This window comes from Modestobacter sp. KNN46-3 (genome assembly GCF_011039295.1).
This window is the reverse complement of record NZ_JAAKGN010000035.1, coordinates 1-14729: the sequence shown is the minus strand read 5'-3', so window position 1 is coordinate 14729 and position 14729 is coordinate 1. Positions and strand designations below refer to the sequence as shown.

At 73.5% G+C, this 14729-nt stretch carries 13 protein-coding genes; 9 read left to right on the top strand and 4 right to left on the bottom strand.

Annotated elements, in window-relative coordinates; all coding sequences use genetic code 11:
* Positions 1-185: 185 nt before the first annotated feature.
* Positions 186-1019 carry a class II fructose-bisphosphate aldolase gene (locus G5C62_RS10240; RefSeq protein ID WP_164700904.1) on the top strand — a complete coding sequence of 278 codons (834 nt, stop codon included), beginning with the start codon at positions 186-188 and terminating at the stop codon, positions 1017-1019.
* Positions 1020-1023: 4 nt separating this feature from the next.
* Here the strand turns inward: G5C62_RS10240 and G5C62_RS10235 are convergent, their stop codons facing one another.
* Positions 1024-2280, bottom strand: coding sequence for an AGE family epimerase/isomerase (locus tag G5C62_RS10235; protein WP_164700903.1), 1257 nt, complete (start codon positions 2278-2280; stop codon positions 1024-1026).
* 250 nt (positions 2281-2530) lie between these two features.
* On the opposite strand from G5C62_RS10235, the gene G5C62_RS10230 reads away from it, so the two are divergent.
* From G5C62_RS10230 to G5C62_RS10215, 4 genes are read left to right on the top strand one after another with little or no spacing between them, the layout of a single operon-like run.
* The gene (locus G5C62_RS10230) at positions 2531-3664 is read left to right on the top strand and encodes a LacI family DNA-binding transcriptional regulator (protein ID WP_164700902.1); all 1134 of its coding nucleotides are present in this window, start codon (positions 2531-2533) and stop codon (positions 3662-3664) included.
* Entirely contained in the window at positions 3661-4419 is a 759-nt protein-coding gene (locus G5C62_RS10225; protein ID WP_164700901.1) for an ATP-binding cassette domain-containing protein, read from the top strand. Before G5C62_RS10230 ends, G5C62_RS10225 begins: the two co-directional genes overlap by 4 nt.
* Positions 4416-5513 (top strand): ABC transporter permease, encoded by a 1098-nt coding sequence (locus G5C62_RS10220; RefSeq protein WP_164700900.1) that lies wholly within the window; start codon positions 4416-4418, stop codon positions 5511-5513. The genes G5C62_RS10225 and G5C62_RS10220 overlap by 4 nt, the downstream gene beginning before the upstream one ends.
* Positions 5510-6502, top strand: coding sequence for an ABC transporter substrate-binding protein (locus tag G5C62_RS10215; RefSeq protein ID WP_206330569.1), 993 nt, complete (start codon positions 5510-5512; stop codon positions 6500-6502). The genes G5C62_RS10220 and G5C62_RS10215 overlap by 4 nt, the downstream gene beginning before the upstream one ends.
* A 69-nt stretch (positions 6503-6571) precedes the next feature.
* On the opposite strand, the gene G5C62_RS10210 is transcribed toward G5C62_RS10215, so the two are convergent.
* Entirely contained in the window at positions 6572-7267 is a 696-nt protein-coding gene (locus G5C62_RS10210) for a nucleoside/nucleotide kinase family protein (protein ID WP_206330568.1), read from the bottom strand.
* A gap of 198 nt (positions 7268-7465) precedes the next feature.
* Here G5C62_RS10210 and G5C62_RS10205 point away from each other — a divergent pair, with 198 nt between their 5' ends.
* From G5C62_RS10205 to G5C62_RS10195, 3 genes are read left to right on the top strand one after another with little or no spacing between them, the layout of a single operon-like run.
* On the top strand, positions 7466-8194 hold the full coding sequence (locus tag G5C62_RS10205; protein WP_164700899.1) for an SDR family oxidoreductase: 729 nt from the start codon (positions 7466-7468) through the stop codon (positions 8192-8194).
* Positions 8195-8225: 31 nt separating this feature from the next.
* Positions 8226-9347, top strand: coding sequence for a LacI family DNA-binding transcriptional regulator (locus tag G5C62_RS10200; protein ID WP_241175814.1), 1122 nt, complete (start codon positions 8226-8228; stop codon positions 9345-9347).
* Positions 9344-10822 carry a mannitol dehydrogenase family protein gene (locus G5C62_RS10195; protein ID WP_164700898.1) on the top strand — a complete coding sequence of 493 codons (1479 nt, stop codon included), beginning with the start codon at positions 9344-9346 and terminating at the stop codon, positions 10820-10822. The genes G5C62_RS10200 and G5C62_RS10195 overlap by 4 nt, the downstream gene beginning before the upstream one ends.
* A gap of 151 nt (positions 10823-10973) precedes the next feature.
* Here G5C62_RS10195 and G5C62_RS10190 read toward each other — a convergent pair whose 3' ends face one another.
* Positions 10974-13214: a diguanylate cyclase domain-containing protein gene (locus tag G5C62_RS10190; protein ID WP_164700897.1), complete on the bottom strand. Its 2241-nt coding sequence runs from the start codon at positions 13212-13214 to the stop codon at positions 10974-10976.
* Between the two features lie 205 nt (positions 13215-13419).
* Here G5C62_RS10190 and G5C62_RS10185 point away from each other — a divergent pair, with 205 nt between their 5' ends.
* On the top strand, positions 13420-14526 hold the full coding sequence (locus G5C62_RS10185; protein WP_206330567.1) for a Gfo/Idh/MocA family protein: 1107 nt from the start codon (positions 13420-13422) through the stop codon (positions 14524-14526).
* Here G5C62_RS10185 and G5C62_RS10180 read toward each other — a convergent pair.
* A partial coding sequence (locus G5C62_RS10180; protein WP_206330566.1) for a hypothetical protein occupies positions 14478-14729 on the bottom strand: 252 nt, incomplete at its 5' end. The genes G5C62_RS10185 and G5C62_RS10180 overlap by 49 nt on opposite strands.

Sequence of the window (14729 nt, the reverse complement as noted above, 5' to 3'; positions counted from 1 at the left end):
TGGGACCGGTCGGTGCTCAGCGCCTGTGCGGCCGAGCAGACTGCGGAACGGCTGCTACGTTCGCCGCCGGGCTGGGGACGCCGATCGCCGGGGACACCGCGGGCAGCGGCCGCCCGGCACCGCCCTGCCACCCCCCGGGCCCGAACCGGCTGCTCGGAGGGGACGACCGACCCGAGGAGCACGCCGTGACCCGCGCCGCACTGACCGACGTCCTGACCGCGGCCCAGCAGGGCCGCGGTGGCCTCGGGGCGTTCAACGTCATCCAGGTCGAGCACGCCGAGGCGATCGTGGCCGGGGCGGAGGCGGCCGGTCGGCCCACGGTGCTGCAGCTGAGCGAGAACGCGGTGCGGTACCACGGGGCGCTCGCGCCGGTCGGCAGCGCGATGCTCGCCATCGCGGACGCCGCCGCCGTGCCGGTGGTGGTGCACCTGGACCACGCGACCGACCTCGAGCTCGTGGCGCAGGCGCTGGCGCTGGGGTTCACGTCGGTGATGTTCGACGGCTCGACGCTCCCGGTCGAGGAGAACCTCGCGACCACCCGCGGTGTCGTCGAGCGGGCGCACGACCGGGGGGTCTCGGTGGAGGCCGAGATCGGCGAGATCGGCGGCAAGGACGGGGTGCATGCGCCGGGGGTGCGCACCCGGCCGGAGGACGCCGCCCGGTTCGTGGAGGCCACCGGCATCGACGCGGTCGCCGTGGCGGTGGGCAGCTCCCACGCGATGACCACACGCACCGCCCGGCTGGACCTGGAGCTCATCGGCGCCATCCGGGCCGCCGTGCCGGTGCCGCTGGTGCTTCACGGCTCGTCCGGAGTCCCGGACGAGCACCTGCGGGAGGCGGTCTCGGCCGGCATGACGAAGGTCAACATCTCCACGCACCTGAACGGCACCTTCACCCGCGCAGTGCGCGACGCCCTCGCGGCCGACCCGGCGCTCGTCGATCCCCGGAAGTACCTGGGGGCGGCCCGGACGGCGACCGCCCAAGAGGTCGAGCGGCTGGTCCGGCTGCTGGCCGGCTGACCGCTCAGTCCGCACCGAGCTCCTGTCGCAGGGCCGCGGCGAGCACCGGCGCCAGCGGGAGCTGGGGGAGCAGGGTCGCCTGGTAGGCGTGGTAGACGTCCGGCTTGCCGGACCAGACCGCCTCCGCATCGCCCACCGGGAGCTCGTGCACCCAGCTGCCGCGATCGGCGTCGAGGAACCGAGCGGCGGCTTCGTCCCAGAACGTCCGGTACCAGTGCTCGTACCGGGGGTCGCCGGTGCGCCGCACCAGGACCGCCGCCGCGCCGATCGCCTCGGTGAGCACCCAGTGCAGGCGGGAGGCGACCACCGGCCGGTCCGACCAGTCCAGCGTGTAGACGAAGCCGGGCGCACCGTCGGCCGCCCAGCCGACCTCGACCGCCGCGTCGAACAGGCTCCGGGCGTCCGGGAGGAGCCAGGCCGGCGCCTCCGCGCCCAACGCTGCCTCGAGGTGCAGCAACAGCCGCGACCACTCCAGCCAGTGTCCGGGCGTGGAGCCGTAGGGGCGGAACTTGTCGTTCTTGCGATCGGCGTTGTAGTCCGGCAGCGGCTGCCACTGCGGGTCGAAGTGCTCGGGCAGGCGCCAGCCGTTCTCCCGGGCCGCGGTGTGCACCAGGTGCTCGGCGATGCTGGTGGCCCGGGTCAGCCAACGGTCCTCGCCGGTCACGGCCGCCGCGGTGAGGAACGCCTCGACGGTGTGCATGTTGCTGTTGGCGCCCCGGTACGGCTCCAGCGTCGTCCAGGCGCGGTCCCAGCTCTCCAGGCTCCGGCCCTCGTCGGCGGACCAGAAGTGCTGCTCGACGACGTCCAGGGCCTCCTGCAGGAGCGCGGCGGCGCCCGGGCGACCGGCCGCGGTGGCGCTCGCGGCCGCCAGCACGACGAAGGCGTGGTCGTAGGCGGACTTGCCGGTGGCCGCGGGGGTGCCCTCGGCGGTCAGCGACGAGTACCAGCCGCCGTGCTCAGCGTCCCGGAACGGCCCGTCCAGCGCGGCCAGCCCCCGGTCCACCAGTGGGCCGGCTCCTGGCCGCCCGCGCAGGCAGGCGAGCGCGAAGACGTGCGTCATCCGGGCGGTGATCCACAGCTGCGGAGGCTGCTCGGGGTCCGGCCGGCCCGTGTCGTCCAGCCAGGCGAAGCCGGGTGCGGCGGTCGTCCCGGCGGCCGCGCCGAAGGAGAGCAGGCGCTCTCCCTCGGCGTCCAGCCAGGCGTGGTGGCTCGGCAGCGAGGTCCAGCTGCCGGACTGCGCTGAGTCACCGGTGGGTCTCATCACGAACTCCTCGGGAGATGGCCGCCGGAGCCGGCCGGTCCGGTCAGAGCAGCGACCCTAGCTGGCCGGAGGCGTTGTGTCTCAACCGTGCATCGGTTCATTGACATCGATGACATGGGCTTGTTCCATGGCCCACGTCACTCTTTGACAGTGATCCTCGACTCGCAAAGGCGCGTGCCGTGCTCCTCTCCGCCACCACCCTCTGCCCGCCGTGCGGCGGGCCGACGGGCTGTGCCCCGGGGCGCCGGCAGTGACGCCGCGCATCACTCTGCGTGACGTCGCCTCCCGGGCGGCGGTGAGCCCGAAGACGGTCTCCCGGGTGGTCAACGGCGACGCGCACGTCACCCCGAGCACCCGGGCACGGGTGCAGCAGGCGATCACCGACCTGGGGTTCCAGCCCAACCTGCTGGCCCGGTCGCTGCGGATGGGCCGGGCCGACGTGATCGGGCTGGTGGTCGAGAGCCTCGCCGACCCGTTCTTCGCCCGGCTCACCAGCGCCGTCGAGCAGGTGGCTCACGAACGGGGCCAGGCGGTGATGGTCTCCAGCGTCGGCAACCGGGCTCCGGAACGCGAGGCGCTCGTGGTGGAGAGCATGCTCGTGCGCCAGGTCGCCGGGCTGATCGTCGCGCCGATGGCGCGCCACCACGCCTACCTGGCCGAGACGCTGCAGCACACCCCGGTCGTCTTCGTGGACCGGCTGCCCGAGGGGGTCAGCAGCGACGCGGTGCTTATCGACGACCTCTCCGCAGCAGAGGTGGCGACCCGCCACCTGCTGGAGCACGGCCATCGGCGGGTCGGCTTCCTGGGCTCGGAACTGCGCAACCCCACGACGCGGCTGCGGCTGGCCGGGTACCGCCGGGCGATGTCCGAGCACGGGCTGGTCGCCGACGACTCCCTGGTCGCGGTCGGTGCCGGCTCGGCCCGCGAGGCCACTGCCGCCGCCGTGCAGCTGCTGGCCGGGCCGCAGCCGCCGACCGCGATGTTCTCCTCGAACATGCGCTGCTCCCTCGGGCTGGTACCGCTGCTGCACAGTGCCCGCCGCACCGACGTGGCGGTGGTCAGCTTCGACGACTTCCCGATGGCCGACTCGCTCGCGCCGGCGGTCACCGTCATCGACCACGACCCCGAGGTCATCGGCCGCGCCGCCGCGGAGCGGTTGTTCCGCCGGATCGACGACCCGAGCGCGCCCGTGGAGACGGTGCTGGTGCCGTTCCGCCTGGTACCGCGCGGGTCCGGCGAGCTGCGGCCTCCCGTCCGCGCCGTCCCGGCCCACCACGACCACGACCGCCTCGCGCGACGCAGGGAGCCGGGCATGGAGCACGACCGAGGAGAAGGGAGGGCGTCGACCATGGCGTCGCCGCACGTTCAGGAGGAGGCGCGATGACCGCCGCCCTCGAGGCCCGGGGTCTCCGGCGCGAGTTCGGGCACGTGCGTGCCCTCGACGGCGCCGACTTCGACGTCAACCCCGGTGAGGTGGTCGCGCTCATCGGTGACAACGGTGCCGGCAAGAGCACGCTGGTCAAGGCGTTGTCGGGGTCCCTCGCCGTGGACTCCGGCGAGCTGTACAGCGACGGTGAGCGGGTGACGATCGACACCCCGGCGGCCGCGCGGTCGCTGGGCATCGAGACCGTCTACCAGGACCTCGCGCTCGCCCCCCACCTCGACCCGGTGCAGAACATGTACCTGGGTCGGGAGGTCATGCGGCGGGGCCTGATGGGCCGGATGGGCTTCATGGACCACGCCGAGATGAAGGCGAACACCGTCCGTGCGTTCGACGAGCTCGGTGCGACGGTGCGTGACTTCGCCGCACCGGTCGGGTCGATGTCCGGTGGCCAGCGCCAGCAGATCGCCGTCGCCCGCGCGGCGGCCTGGGCCAGCCGGGTGATCTTCCTGGACGAGCCCACCGCGGCCCTCGGCGTCGTGCAGACCCGCAACGTGCTGGACCTGATCCGGCGGGTGCGCGACCGCGGCATCGCCGTGGTCCTCATCAGCCACTCGATGCCCCACGTCATCGAGGTGGCCGACCGGATCCAGGTGCTGCGGCTGGGCCGGCGGGTGGCGACCTACGACGCCGACAAGACCTCGATGGAGGAACTGGTGGGAGCCATGACCGGCGCGATCAGCCAGGAGGCGGCGTGAACACCGCCACGGAGCAGCGGGCGGCGGCGCCGACCGACGAGGAGCAGCCGAAGACCCCGCTCCAGCGGCTGGTGAGCGCCCAGGCATTCCAGATCCTGGGCGTGCTGCTCGTCCTGGTGGTGCTCTTCAGCATCGCCGAGAGCGACGCCTTCCTGTCGGTGAACAACCTCCGCAACGTCGTCGTGAACACCTCGATCCTGGCGATCATCGGGGTCGGCATGACCTTCGTGATCATCACCGGCGGCATCGACCTGTCGGTGGGCAGCGTGCTGGTGTTCAGCGGCGTCGTCGCGGCCAAGGTGATGGAGGCGCTGGGTGGCGAGGGCGTCGGGGTGTCCCTCGTGGGCGCGCTGGTCGCCTGCGGTTCGGGCACCCTGTGGGGTCTGTTCAACGGGGTGCTGGTCGCCCGGGCCAAGGTGCCGCCGCTGATCGTCACGCTCGGCACACTCGGCATGGCGTTGGGTGGCGCACAGATCGTCACCGGCGGCATCGACCTGCGCGGTGCGCCGACGGTGCTGACCGACACGATCGGCTTCGGTCGCCTGTTCGGCCAGATCCCCTACCTGTCGCTCATCGCCCTGCTGGTGGTGGTCGTGGGAGCGGTGGTCCTGCACCGCACCCGTTTCGGCCGCTACACGTACGCCGTCGGCTCCAACGCCGAGTCGGCCCGGCGGGTCGGGGTGAAGGTCGACCGGCACCTGATCGGCGTCTACACCCTGGCCGGCTTCTGTGCCGGCCTGGCCGGGATCCTCAACCTCGCGTTCTACGCCTCCACCACGATCGCCGGCCAGTCCAACACCGCCCTCAACGTGATCGCCGGTGTCGTCATCGGTGGCACGAGCCTCTTCGGTGGGATCGGCACGATCGCCGGCACGGTGATCGGCCTGTTCATCCCCTCCGTGCTGCAGAACGGCTTCGTGATCATGGGCGTCCAGCCCTTCTGGCAGCAGGTCGTCGTCGGCGCGTTCCTCATCGCCGCCGTCTACGTCGACCAGGTCCGACGCGCTGCGGCGACCCGCGGAGCGCGAAGTCGCAGGTCCTCGTCCTCCCGGTTCTCCCGCCCATCAGGGGCACGTCGAAAGGAATCACGGTGAACAGAAACACCAGTGCGAAGATGGCGGCGCTCTCGGCGCTGGCCCTTGCCTTGACCGCGTGTGGCGGTGACGACTCCGGCGACGGTGGCGGCTCCGGTGGCGGCGGAGGCGGCTCCGAGGCCTACGAGATCGCCTTCGTGCAGGGCGTCGCGGGCGACGAGTTCTACATCACGATGCAGTGCGGGATCGAGGAGGCCGCCGAGGAACTCGGCGTCGAGGTCACCACGCAGGGCGCACAGCAGTTCGACCCCGCGCTGCAGACCCCGATCGTCGACAGCGTCGTGGCCAGCGCACCGGACGGGCTGCTCATCGCCCCCACGGACGTGACCGGCATGTACCGCCCGATCCAGGCCGCCGCGGACGCCGGCATCGCCGTCGGGCTGGTCGACACGACGCTGGAGGACCCGTCGATGGCGGTCACCCAGGTCGCCTCGGACAACGAGGGCGGTGGGGCGGCGGCCTTCGAGGCCATCCAGGCCGCGAACCCGGAGGGCGGCACGGTGCTCGTGGTCGGGCACGAGCCCGGCATCAGCACCAGCGAGGCGCGCATCAAGGGCTTCCTCGACGCACTCGCCGAGGACCCGGCCTTCACCGCGCTGGAGACGCAGTACGCGCAGAACGACGTCGCCGAGGGGGCGCGCATCGTCACCTCGACGCTGCAGGCCACCCCCGACCTCATCGGGGTCTTCGGCACGAACCTGTTCGCCGCCGAGGGTGCGGCGACCGGCCTGCGCCAGGCAGGTGCCCAGGAGCAGGTGACCGTCGTCGGCTTCGATGCCGGCCCGGCCCAGGTCGAGGCGCTCGAGGCCGGCACCGTGCAGGCCCTGGTCGCCCAGCAGCCGGCCGAGATCGGCAGGCAGGGGCTGGAGCAGGTCATCGCCTCGCTGGACGGCGAGGAGCCGGAGGCCGAGATCCAGACCGGCTTCACGATCATCACCCAGGAGAACCTGGCCGACAACCAGGACGCGCTCTACCGCTCCAGCTGCTGATCTCCCCGCCGAGGCAGGACGCCCCGCCCCCTCGCTCGAGGGGGCGGGGCGTCCTGCGACGTGGGCAGCTCAGCCGAGGCGGCCGTCCCGGGGCGACTCGGGGACGTCCAGGTGAACGACGAGATCGGCGCGTGACCGCGATGCCTCCACGGCGCAGCCGTTGCGTCCGTCGACGGTGCGCACCCAGTGCTCGGCCGCCTGGGCCTCGTGGCCGTAGGACCGGCGGCGCTGGATCAGGCGCCGCTCCCGCACCTCCGGTGGGACGTCGAGGTACCAGACCTCGTCCAGACAGGCGCGGACCGCCGACCAACCGTGCTCGGACATGAGCAGGTAGTTGCCCTCGGTGAGGACCAGGGGAGTGGCCGAGGGGACAGGCACGGCGCTGCCGACCGGTTCCTCGAGTGCCCGGTCGAACAGCGGCGCGTAGACCGGCACCCGGGGCGGCGTCCGCAGTCGGGTGAGCAGGGCGACGTAGCCGTCGACGTCGAAGGTGTCCGGCGCGCCCTTGCGGTGACCGCGTCCGAGGCGCTGCAACTCCACGCCGGCGTAGTGGAACCCGTCCATCCCGACCAGCGCTGCATGGTCGCCGAGTGCCGCGAGCAGCGCGGCGCACAGCGTCGACTTGCCCGCCCCAGGGGCGCCCGTGACGCCGAGGACGCGGCGGGTGCCGGGGCGGGCCAGCTGTGCAGCACGGGCGACCAGCTGCTCCAGCGTCTCCCGGACGACCGGAGGTGGTCCCGGGTCCGACGGAGCTGCCTGGTCCACGGGTCCACGTCCTCTCCGGCGGTCCACCGGGACGGCGACCGCACGTTCCTGCGGCACGGTAGGGACGCGTCGACGACGCTGTCAACGAGTGGTCTGCCGTCATGTCACCGGTGACATGACGGCAGCGCTGTGGTTGCATCGCCCCTGGCGGCCGTCGTCCACCGGCGGTGCCCCACCCTGCTGAGGAGATGCCCTGACATGACGGACTTCAACGGCCGCACCGTGCTGGTCACCGGGGCCACGGGCGGCATCGGGGGGGCGATCGTCCGGCAGCTCGTGGCCGCGGGCGCCGACGTCATCGCCAGCGGCCGGTCGGCCGACGGGCTGGCGGCGATCGCCGACGAGACGGGCGCCCGGACGCTGACCTTCGACCTGACCTCCGAGGAGAGCGTCCGGTCGGCACTTCAGGACCTCGACCTGTGGGGCGTGGTGAACTGCGGCGGCTTCGGCGGCGAGATCGCCACCCCGATGGAGACCGACATCGACGTCTTCGACAAGGTGATCAACGTCAACGCCCGCGGCGCCCTGCTGGTGACGAAGTACGCCGCCGCGTCGATGATCCGGCTGGGCCAGGGCGGCGCGATCGTGAACGTGTCCAGCCAGGCCGGTCTGGTGGCGCTGGCCGGTCACATCTCCTACGGGTCGTCCAAGGCGGCGCTGGACAACATCACCCGGGTGTCGGCTCTCGAGCTGGGCGCTCACGGCATCCGGGTCAACAGTGTCAACCCGACCGTGGTCATGACCCCCATGTCGGCCTGGTACTGGGGGCGCCCGGACATCGAGGGCCCCTTCCTCGACCAGATGCCCCTGGGCCGCTGGGCGACCGAGGACGAGATCGCAGCGCCGGTCGTGTTCCTGCTCAGCGACGGTGCGTCGATGATCTCGGGGGTGTCGCTGCCCGTCGACGGCGGCTACACGGCCCGCTGACGGCCGGGTCCCCCGGCGGCAGGCGACCTGGATGGCCACGATGCGCGACGTCGCCGCGCGCGCTCAGGTCAGCGCCAAGACGGTGTCCCGGGTCTTCAACGACGACCCGCACGTGCACCCGGAGACTCGGGCCCGGGTGGCGGCCGCGCTGCGCGAGCTGGGGTACCTGCCCACCTCGCTCGCCCAGACGTTCCGCTCCGGTCGCGCCCCCGTGCTGGGCGTGGCGGTGCCCGACCTCGGTGATCCGTTCTTCGCCGTCATCGCCAAGGCGGTCGAACAGGTCGCTGCGGCAGCCGACATGTCCGTCGTCGTGAGCAGCCTGGGGTACGACCCGCGGCTAGAGGCGGGGACGCTCGAGTCGCTGCTGCGCCGCTCGCTCAGCGGACTGGTCGTGGCGCCGACCTCGCAGGACCAGGGCCACCTGGGTGCCTGGGCGACGCGCCTGCCCATCGTCTTCGTCGACCGCCCGGCGCACGGCCTGCCGGCGGACGCGTTCACCGGTGACGACCACGAGGGCGGCCGGCTCGCCACTGCTCACCTGATCGCCCACGGCCACCACGACATCGCCTTCGTCGGGGACAGCCCGGCGATGTCCACCACCACCGCCCGCCTGGCCGGGCACCGGTCGGCGCTGACCGCCGCCGGTCTCCGGCCGAGGGACGAGCTCGTCGCGTTCGGCGCCGTGGACCGGGCGAGCGCCGACCGGGTGGTGGGGCGGCTCCGGGACGCTGCACGACCGCCGACGGCGCTGGTCAGCGCCGATGCCCGGACGTCGATGGCCCTCGTCCCGGCGCTGGCCGGCGCGGACTGGGCCGTGATCGGCTTCGGTGACTTCCCGATGGCGCACATGCTCTCGCCGTCCCTCACCGTCATAGACCAGGACCCCGCGACCTTGGGACGGCTGGCCGCGTCCCGGGTCGTCGAGCGCCTGGCCGCAGCCGGGGCACCGGTGCACCGGCACACGATGACGCCGGTCCGGCTCGTGCGGCGGCGGTCGTGCTGGTCACCATCCGGCGCCCGGGTCCTCTTCCCCACCTCATCGCCGGGTTCGGCGACCAGCGCGTCGCACGGTGAGGCCAGTCCACCGGACGCCGACCACCGTCGTCCACCGGCGCCGCCGTCCGGGTCGTCAGCAGAGGAGTGCACCGCATGACCACCACACCGTTGGATCAGCAGACCTTGGCCGGGTTGCCGCCAGCCCTCGGGCGTCCCGCGTACGACCGCCCAGCGGCCACCAGCGGCGTCGTCCACCTGGGAGTCGGGGGGTTCCACCGTTCCCACCAGGCCGTCTACTTCGATCGGCTGCTGGCTCGTGGACACGCCGACTGGGGGATCACCGGCGTGGGCGTGCTGGGTGTCGACCGGCCGCTGCACACCGCGTTGCGCGCCCAGGACGGGCTCTACACGCTCGTGCTGAAGGACACGGACGGGTCGATCGAGCCCACCGTCATCGGCTCGCTGCTGAACCTCCTGCTGCTGGAGGACGACGCAGCCGCCGTCCTGGCCGCCATGGCGGCGCCGTCGACCCACCTGGTCACCATGACCATCACCGAGGGCGGCTACAGCACCGACAAGTCCACCGGGCGCTTCCGCCTGGACGAGGGACTGGCCGCCGACCTGACCAGCCCGGTGCCCCGGACGGCGTTCGGCTTGCTGAGCGCCGCCCTCAGGAGGCGGCGAGACGCCGGCACGCCCCCGTTCACGGTCGTCTCCTGCGACAACGTCGAGGGCAACGGCGATCTGGCCCGGCAGACCCTGGTCGAGTTCACCCGGCTGCAGGAGGAGCAGGCGGCGGACGGGTTGGCCGACTGGATCGCCGGTGAGGTGGCGTTCCCGAACTCAATGGTCGACCGGATCACCCCGGCCACCACGGATGACGACCGCCTCCGCCTCACCGCGGAGACCGGCGTCGTGGACCAGTGGCCGGTCGTGGCCGAGCCCTACCTGCAGTGGGTGCTCGAGGACCGGTTCAGCGACGTGCGCCCGCCCCTGGAGGACGTCGGTGTCCAGCTGGTGCCCGACGTGCGCCCGTACGAGCTCATGAAGCTGCGGCTGTTGAACGCCAGCCACCAGGTCATGTCCTACCTGGGCGCCCTCGCCGGTCACCGCCGGGTCGACGAGGTGATGGCGGACCCGCTCTTCGCCGAACTGGTCGAGCGGTACATGCGCACCGAGGCGTCGCCCACGCTCCCGCCAGTGCCCGGCACCGACCTGGCCGCCTACCGGACCACGCTGTTGGCGCGCTTCGCCAACTCCGCGGTCAGCGACACTCTCGCCCGCAACTGCGCCGAGGGGTCCGAGCGCATCGCCACCTTCGTGCTGCCCGTGGTCAGGGCGCAGCTCGCCGCAGGCGGCCCCTGCCACCTGTCGGTCCTCGCGATCGCCGCCTGGGCGCGGTACGCCCGAGGCGTGGACGAGAACGGGGAACCGTTGGCCGTCGTGGACGCCCGCCTGGACCGAGTGGCTCCGCTGCTGCAGCAGGAGGACCCGCTCGCCGTCCTCACGCTCGGCGAGGTCTTCGGCGAGCTCGCCGATGACGAGCGTTTTCGGCAGGCCTACTCGGAGGCAGCGCGGCTGCTGAACCGGCTCGGGGCCCGCGGGGCGGTGGCCCACCTGGTCCGCCCATGAGGTCGTCGAGACGCCTGTCGCTCGGGGTGCCGGCTCCGGCCACCACCGGGGGGCGGCAGCGCGCTGAGCACCGTGGTGACCGATCGCAGCACCGCGGCTCGCACCCGTGGTCGGACTCGTCCGCCGGGTCCGGCCTCCCGGCAGCGGAGGCTCAGTCGCGGAGGTGTGCCGGCCCGCGCTTGGTCCGGTACATGGCGGCGTCGGCGCAGGCGAGGAGCGAGGCCGGGTCGTCGGCCTCCTCGGGGAAGACCGCCGCCCCGGAGCTGGCGCGGATCCGCAGGGCCGTCCCGGGCAGCTGGAGCGGTGCCTCGAGGGCGGCACGCAGGTGCTCCTGCACCCGCCGGACCGTCTCCTCCGCAGGCGGGCGGCTGCCGTCGTCCGGCCGTGCCCGGCCGGACGCGGGGAGGCCGGCGAGGACGACCAGGAACTCGTCGCCGCCCAGCCGGCCCAGCAGGTCGCCGGCGCGGACGGCCGAGCGCAGGCGAGCGGCCGCCCCGACGAGCGCGGCGTCGCCGACGGCGTGACCGAAGCGGTCGTTGATCGCCTTGAAGTCGTCGAGGTCCAGCAGCACCGCCGCCACGCTCCCGCCGCTGCGGCGGGCGCGGTGCAGTTCCAGGTTCAGGTGCTCCAGCACGTGTGCCCGGTTGGGGAGGCCGGTGAGCTGGTCGTGGTGGGCCAGGTACGCCGTCCGCCGCTCCCGGTCGACCCGTGCGGTCACGTCCAGCTGGCTGCCGATCAGGTGCGTGACCTCGCCGTGCGCGTCCCGGACGGCGCTGACGTGCAGTTCGTTCCAGAACGCCGAGCCGTCGCGCCGGTAGTTCAGCAGCACCGCGTCGACGTCGCGCCCGGCGAGCAGCCGCCGCCGGATCGGGTGCACCTGGTTGCGGTCGGTGTCGGCCCCCTGCAGGAAGCGGCAGTTGCGGCCGAGCACCTCCGACTCCGGATAGCCGGTCATCCGCAGGAACGCGGCGTTCGCGTAGACCAGCGGGAGGTCGGGGCGGCGGGCGTCGGCGATGACGATCCCGTTGCTCGCGACCGAGACGGCCCGGAGCATCAGGTCCGGCAGGTCGGCCTCGGTGACCCGCGCGACGGCGTCGCCGGGGGCCGGGGCGGGGAGCGGCAGCGGCGTCGCCGACCCGGCCGGCGGGCGGGTCTTCTCCAGCAGCAGCCCGGCGGCCTCGAGCACCCGCTGCCGGTCGTAGGTCAGCACGTAGTCGAGTCGGCGCGCGGCCGAGCGCACCGGGACGGGGGCCTCGGTCGGGTCGCCGCGACCGTCCACGGGGACCTCGCGAGCGGCCAGCGCGGCCGCGAAGTGCGGGCTGACCACGGTCACGACCCACTGGTCGGTCAGCGGGTCGTCGGCATCGAGGGCGGTGCCCACCACGCCCGGCACGGGCTCGTCGGGCATCCCCGCGCCGGTCACCGCGGTCAGGGCGGTGAGGCTCCCGAGCGTCTCGTAGCGGCGGCGGGTGCGCGCGCTCATCAGGTCGGCGTGCTGGAAGTTCGCGAGGACGACGGTCTGCTCGTCCAGCAGGAGTGCCTGGCGCTCGACCTGACGGGTCATCGAGGCGAGCAGCGGCACGCCGGCGCGCTGCGGTCCCGAGGCGGCGGCGAGCACCTCGTACGGCGTCCCCGGACCGGTTCCCCCGGCGCCTCGCGCGGGCGTGGCCGGGCGCAGCTGCAGGCCCCGCATGCCGGCCGCCGGCAGGCCCCCCGGACGCCCGAACATCCAGCCCTGCCCGAGTCGCGCGCCCATCGCCAGCGCGCGGTCCAGGTGCTCGGTGGTCTCGATCCCCTCGGCCAGGACGAGCGCGCCGGAGCGCTCGGCGTCGGCACGCACGGCGTTGACCACCGCGGCGGCCTGCAGGCTGGTGTGTCCGCGCACCAGGGCCAGGTCCAGCTTGATCACGTCCGGCCGGAGGAACGACACGAGTGCGAGCCCGGCCGGCTCGGCACCGACGTCGTCCAGCGCCACCCCCCAGCCGATCTCGCGCGCGCCCCGCACGCCACGGACCAGGTCGGCCGGGCGCTCGAGCAGGTCGCGCTCGGTGACCTCCAGGACCACCTGCACCCCGGCCGGCGTGAGGTCGGCCAGGTCGGCCAGGTCGGCGGGGGCGAGGGTGGACAGCGTCGCCGGCTCGATGTTCACGAACAGGGTGGTCGGCTCCGCGGCGCCGGCGACCCCGCGCAGCGCAGCGCGCAGGCACGCGGTGTCCAGCGACGCGGTGGTCCCGGCTGCTGCGGCCGCGGCGAACAGCTCGGTCGGGGACTCCAGCGGCCCCGGCTCGCCGCGGGACAGCGCCTCCACCGCCACCAGCGCGCCGTCGGACAGGTCCACGATCGGCTGGAACAGCGACCGCACAGCGCGCTCTTCGCACATCCGTGAGGTCATGGGCCAAGCCTTCCACGCCGGGCCGGTCGGCGCGGGTCCTGAGCTGCACCCGGCAGACGACGCTGGGCTGCGCCGACCGTGCGGCGCTGGGCGCCCGCGGAGTGTGGCGCTTGACACAGCTTCGTGGACACCGATTGGCTGGGGAACGGAAAGCGCTTGCCAGGCCGCCGTGCCCGACGGTGACCGTCCAGACCAGAGGAGTCCTGTGACCCACTCGAAGCAGCCGGTCCGCGTCGCGGTCGTGGGAGCCGGGAACATCGCCGACGACCGCCACCTCCCGGCGTTGCGCGGGATGGGGGAGCGCGTCGAGGTGGTCGCGCTGGTCGACGTCGAGGAGTCCCGGGCCCGCGCCCTCGCCCAGCGCTGGGACGTCCCACACACCTTCGGCGACCTCGCCGCGATGCTGGCCGCGGAGTCGCCGGACCTGGTGGTGGTGTGCACCCCGCCGGGCGCGCACCTCGACGGCGTGACGACGTGCCTGCGCGCCGGTGCCTGGGTGTGGTGCGAGAAGCCGCCGATGCTCTCGCTCTCCGAACTCGACGCCGTCGCCGAGCTCGAGCGCGACGGCGGCCCGTACGCCACCTACGTGTTCCAGCACCGTTTCGGCTCCGGCGCCACCCGGCTGCGCGAGCTCGTGCGCACCGGTGAGCTGGGCCGGCCGCTGGTCGCCGTCTGCCACACCCTCTGGTACCGCGACCCCGCCTACTACGAGGTGCCCTGGCGGGGGCGCTGGGCCACCGAGGGCGGCGGCCCGACGATGGGCCACGGCATCCACCAGATGGACCTGCTGCTGTCCTTGCTCGGCGACTGGCGCGAGGTCACCGCGGTCACCGGCACGCTGGAACGCGACGTCGAGACCGAGGACGTCGCGATGGCGGTGGTGACGTTCGCGTCCGGGGCGATGGCCACCGTCGTCAACAGCGTGCTCTCGCCCCGGGAGACCAGCTACCTGCGCTTCGACTTCACCGACGCGACCGTCGAGCTGCAGCACGTCTACGGCTACGGCGACGACGACTGGACGTGGACCCCCGCCCCGCACGTCGCCGACCCCGACCGGGTCGCCGGCTGGCGGGCCACCGCCGGGGTGCCCAGCGGGCACGCCGCGCAGCTGCGCAGCCTGCTGGACTCCTTCGACCGGCGGGAGCGACCCCAGGTCAGCGGCGTCCAGGGCCGGGAGACGATGGAGCTGGTCACCGGCATCTACCGGTCGGCCGCCACCGGCCGCAGCGTCGCCCGCGCGGACCTGGTGCCGGGCAGTCCGCACTACGACCGGCTCGGCGGCGAGCTGGTCACCGCGGGCGGTGCCCGATGAGCCGCCCGAAGGGCGCGGCGTTCCGGGTCACCCACGAGCACGGCCGCCGGGTCGTCGTCGCGGTCGAGGGGGAGGGCCTGGGCCAGGCAGACCTCGGCGTCGGTCACCTCGACCGCGGCGAACCCGTCGTGCCGCACCCGGCCGACGTTGTCCACCGGGACGTAGCCCTCGCCGTGCCGGTAGCTGGACCCGCCCCAGAAGTT

What these genes read in the sequence shown, in the direction of transcription:
- G5C62_RS10225 (WP_164700901.1), top strand. Translation starts at nt 3,661, where the DNA reads ATGACCGCCGCCCTCGAGGCCCGGGGTCTCCGGCGCGAGTTCGGGCAC.
- G5C62_RS10235 (WP_164700903.1), bottom strand. Translation starts at nt 2,280, where the DNA reads ATGAGACCCACCGGTGACTCAGCGCAGTCCGGCAGCTGGACCTCGCTG.
- G5C62_RS10190 (WP_164700897.1), bottom strand. Translation starts at nt 13,214, where the DNA reads ATGACCTCACGGATGTGCGAAGAGCGCGCTGTGCGGTCGCTGTTCCAG.
- G5C62_RS10200 (WP_241175814.1), top strand. Translation starts at nt 8,226, where the DNA reads ATGGCCACGATGCGCGACGTCGCCGCGCGCGCTCAGGTCAGCGCCAAG.
- G5C62_RS10195 (WP_164700898.1), top strand. Translation starts at nt 9,344, where the DNA reads ATGACCACCACACCGTTGGATCAGCAGACCTTGGCCGGGTTGCCGCCA.
- G5C62_RS10205 (WP_164700899.1), top strand. Translation starts at nt 7,466, where the DNA reads ATGACGGACTTCAACGGCCGCACCGTGCTGGTCACCGGGGCCACGGGC.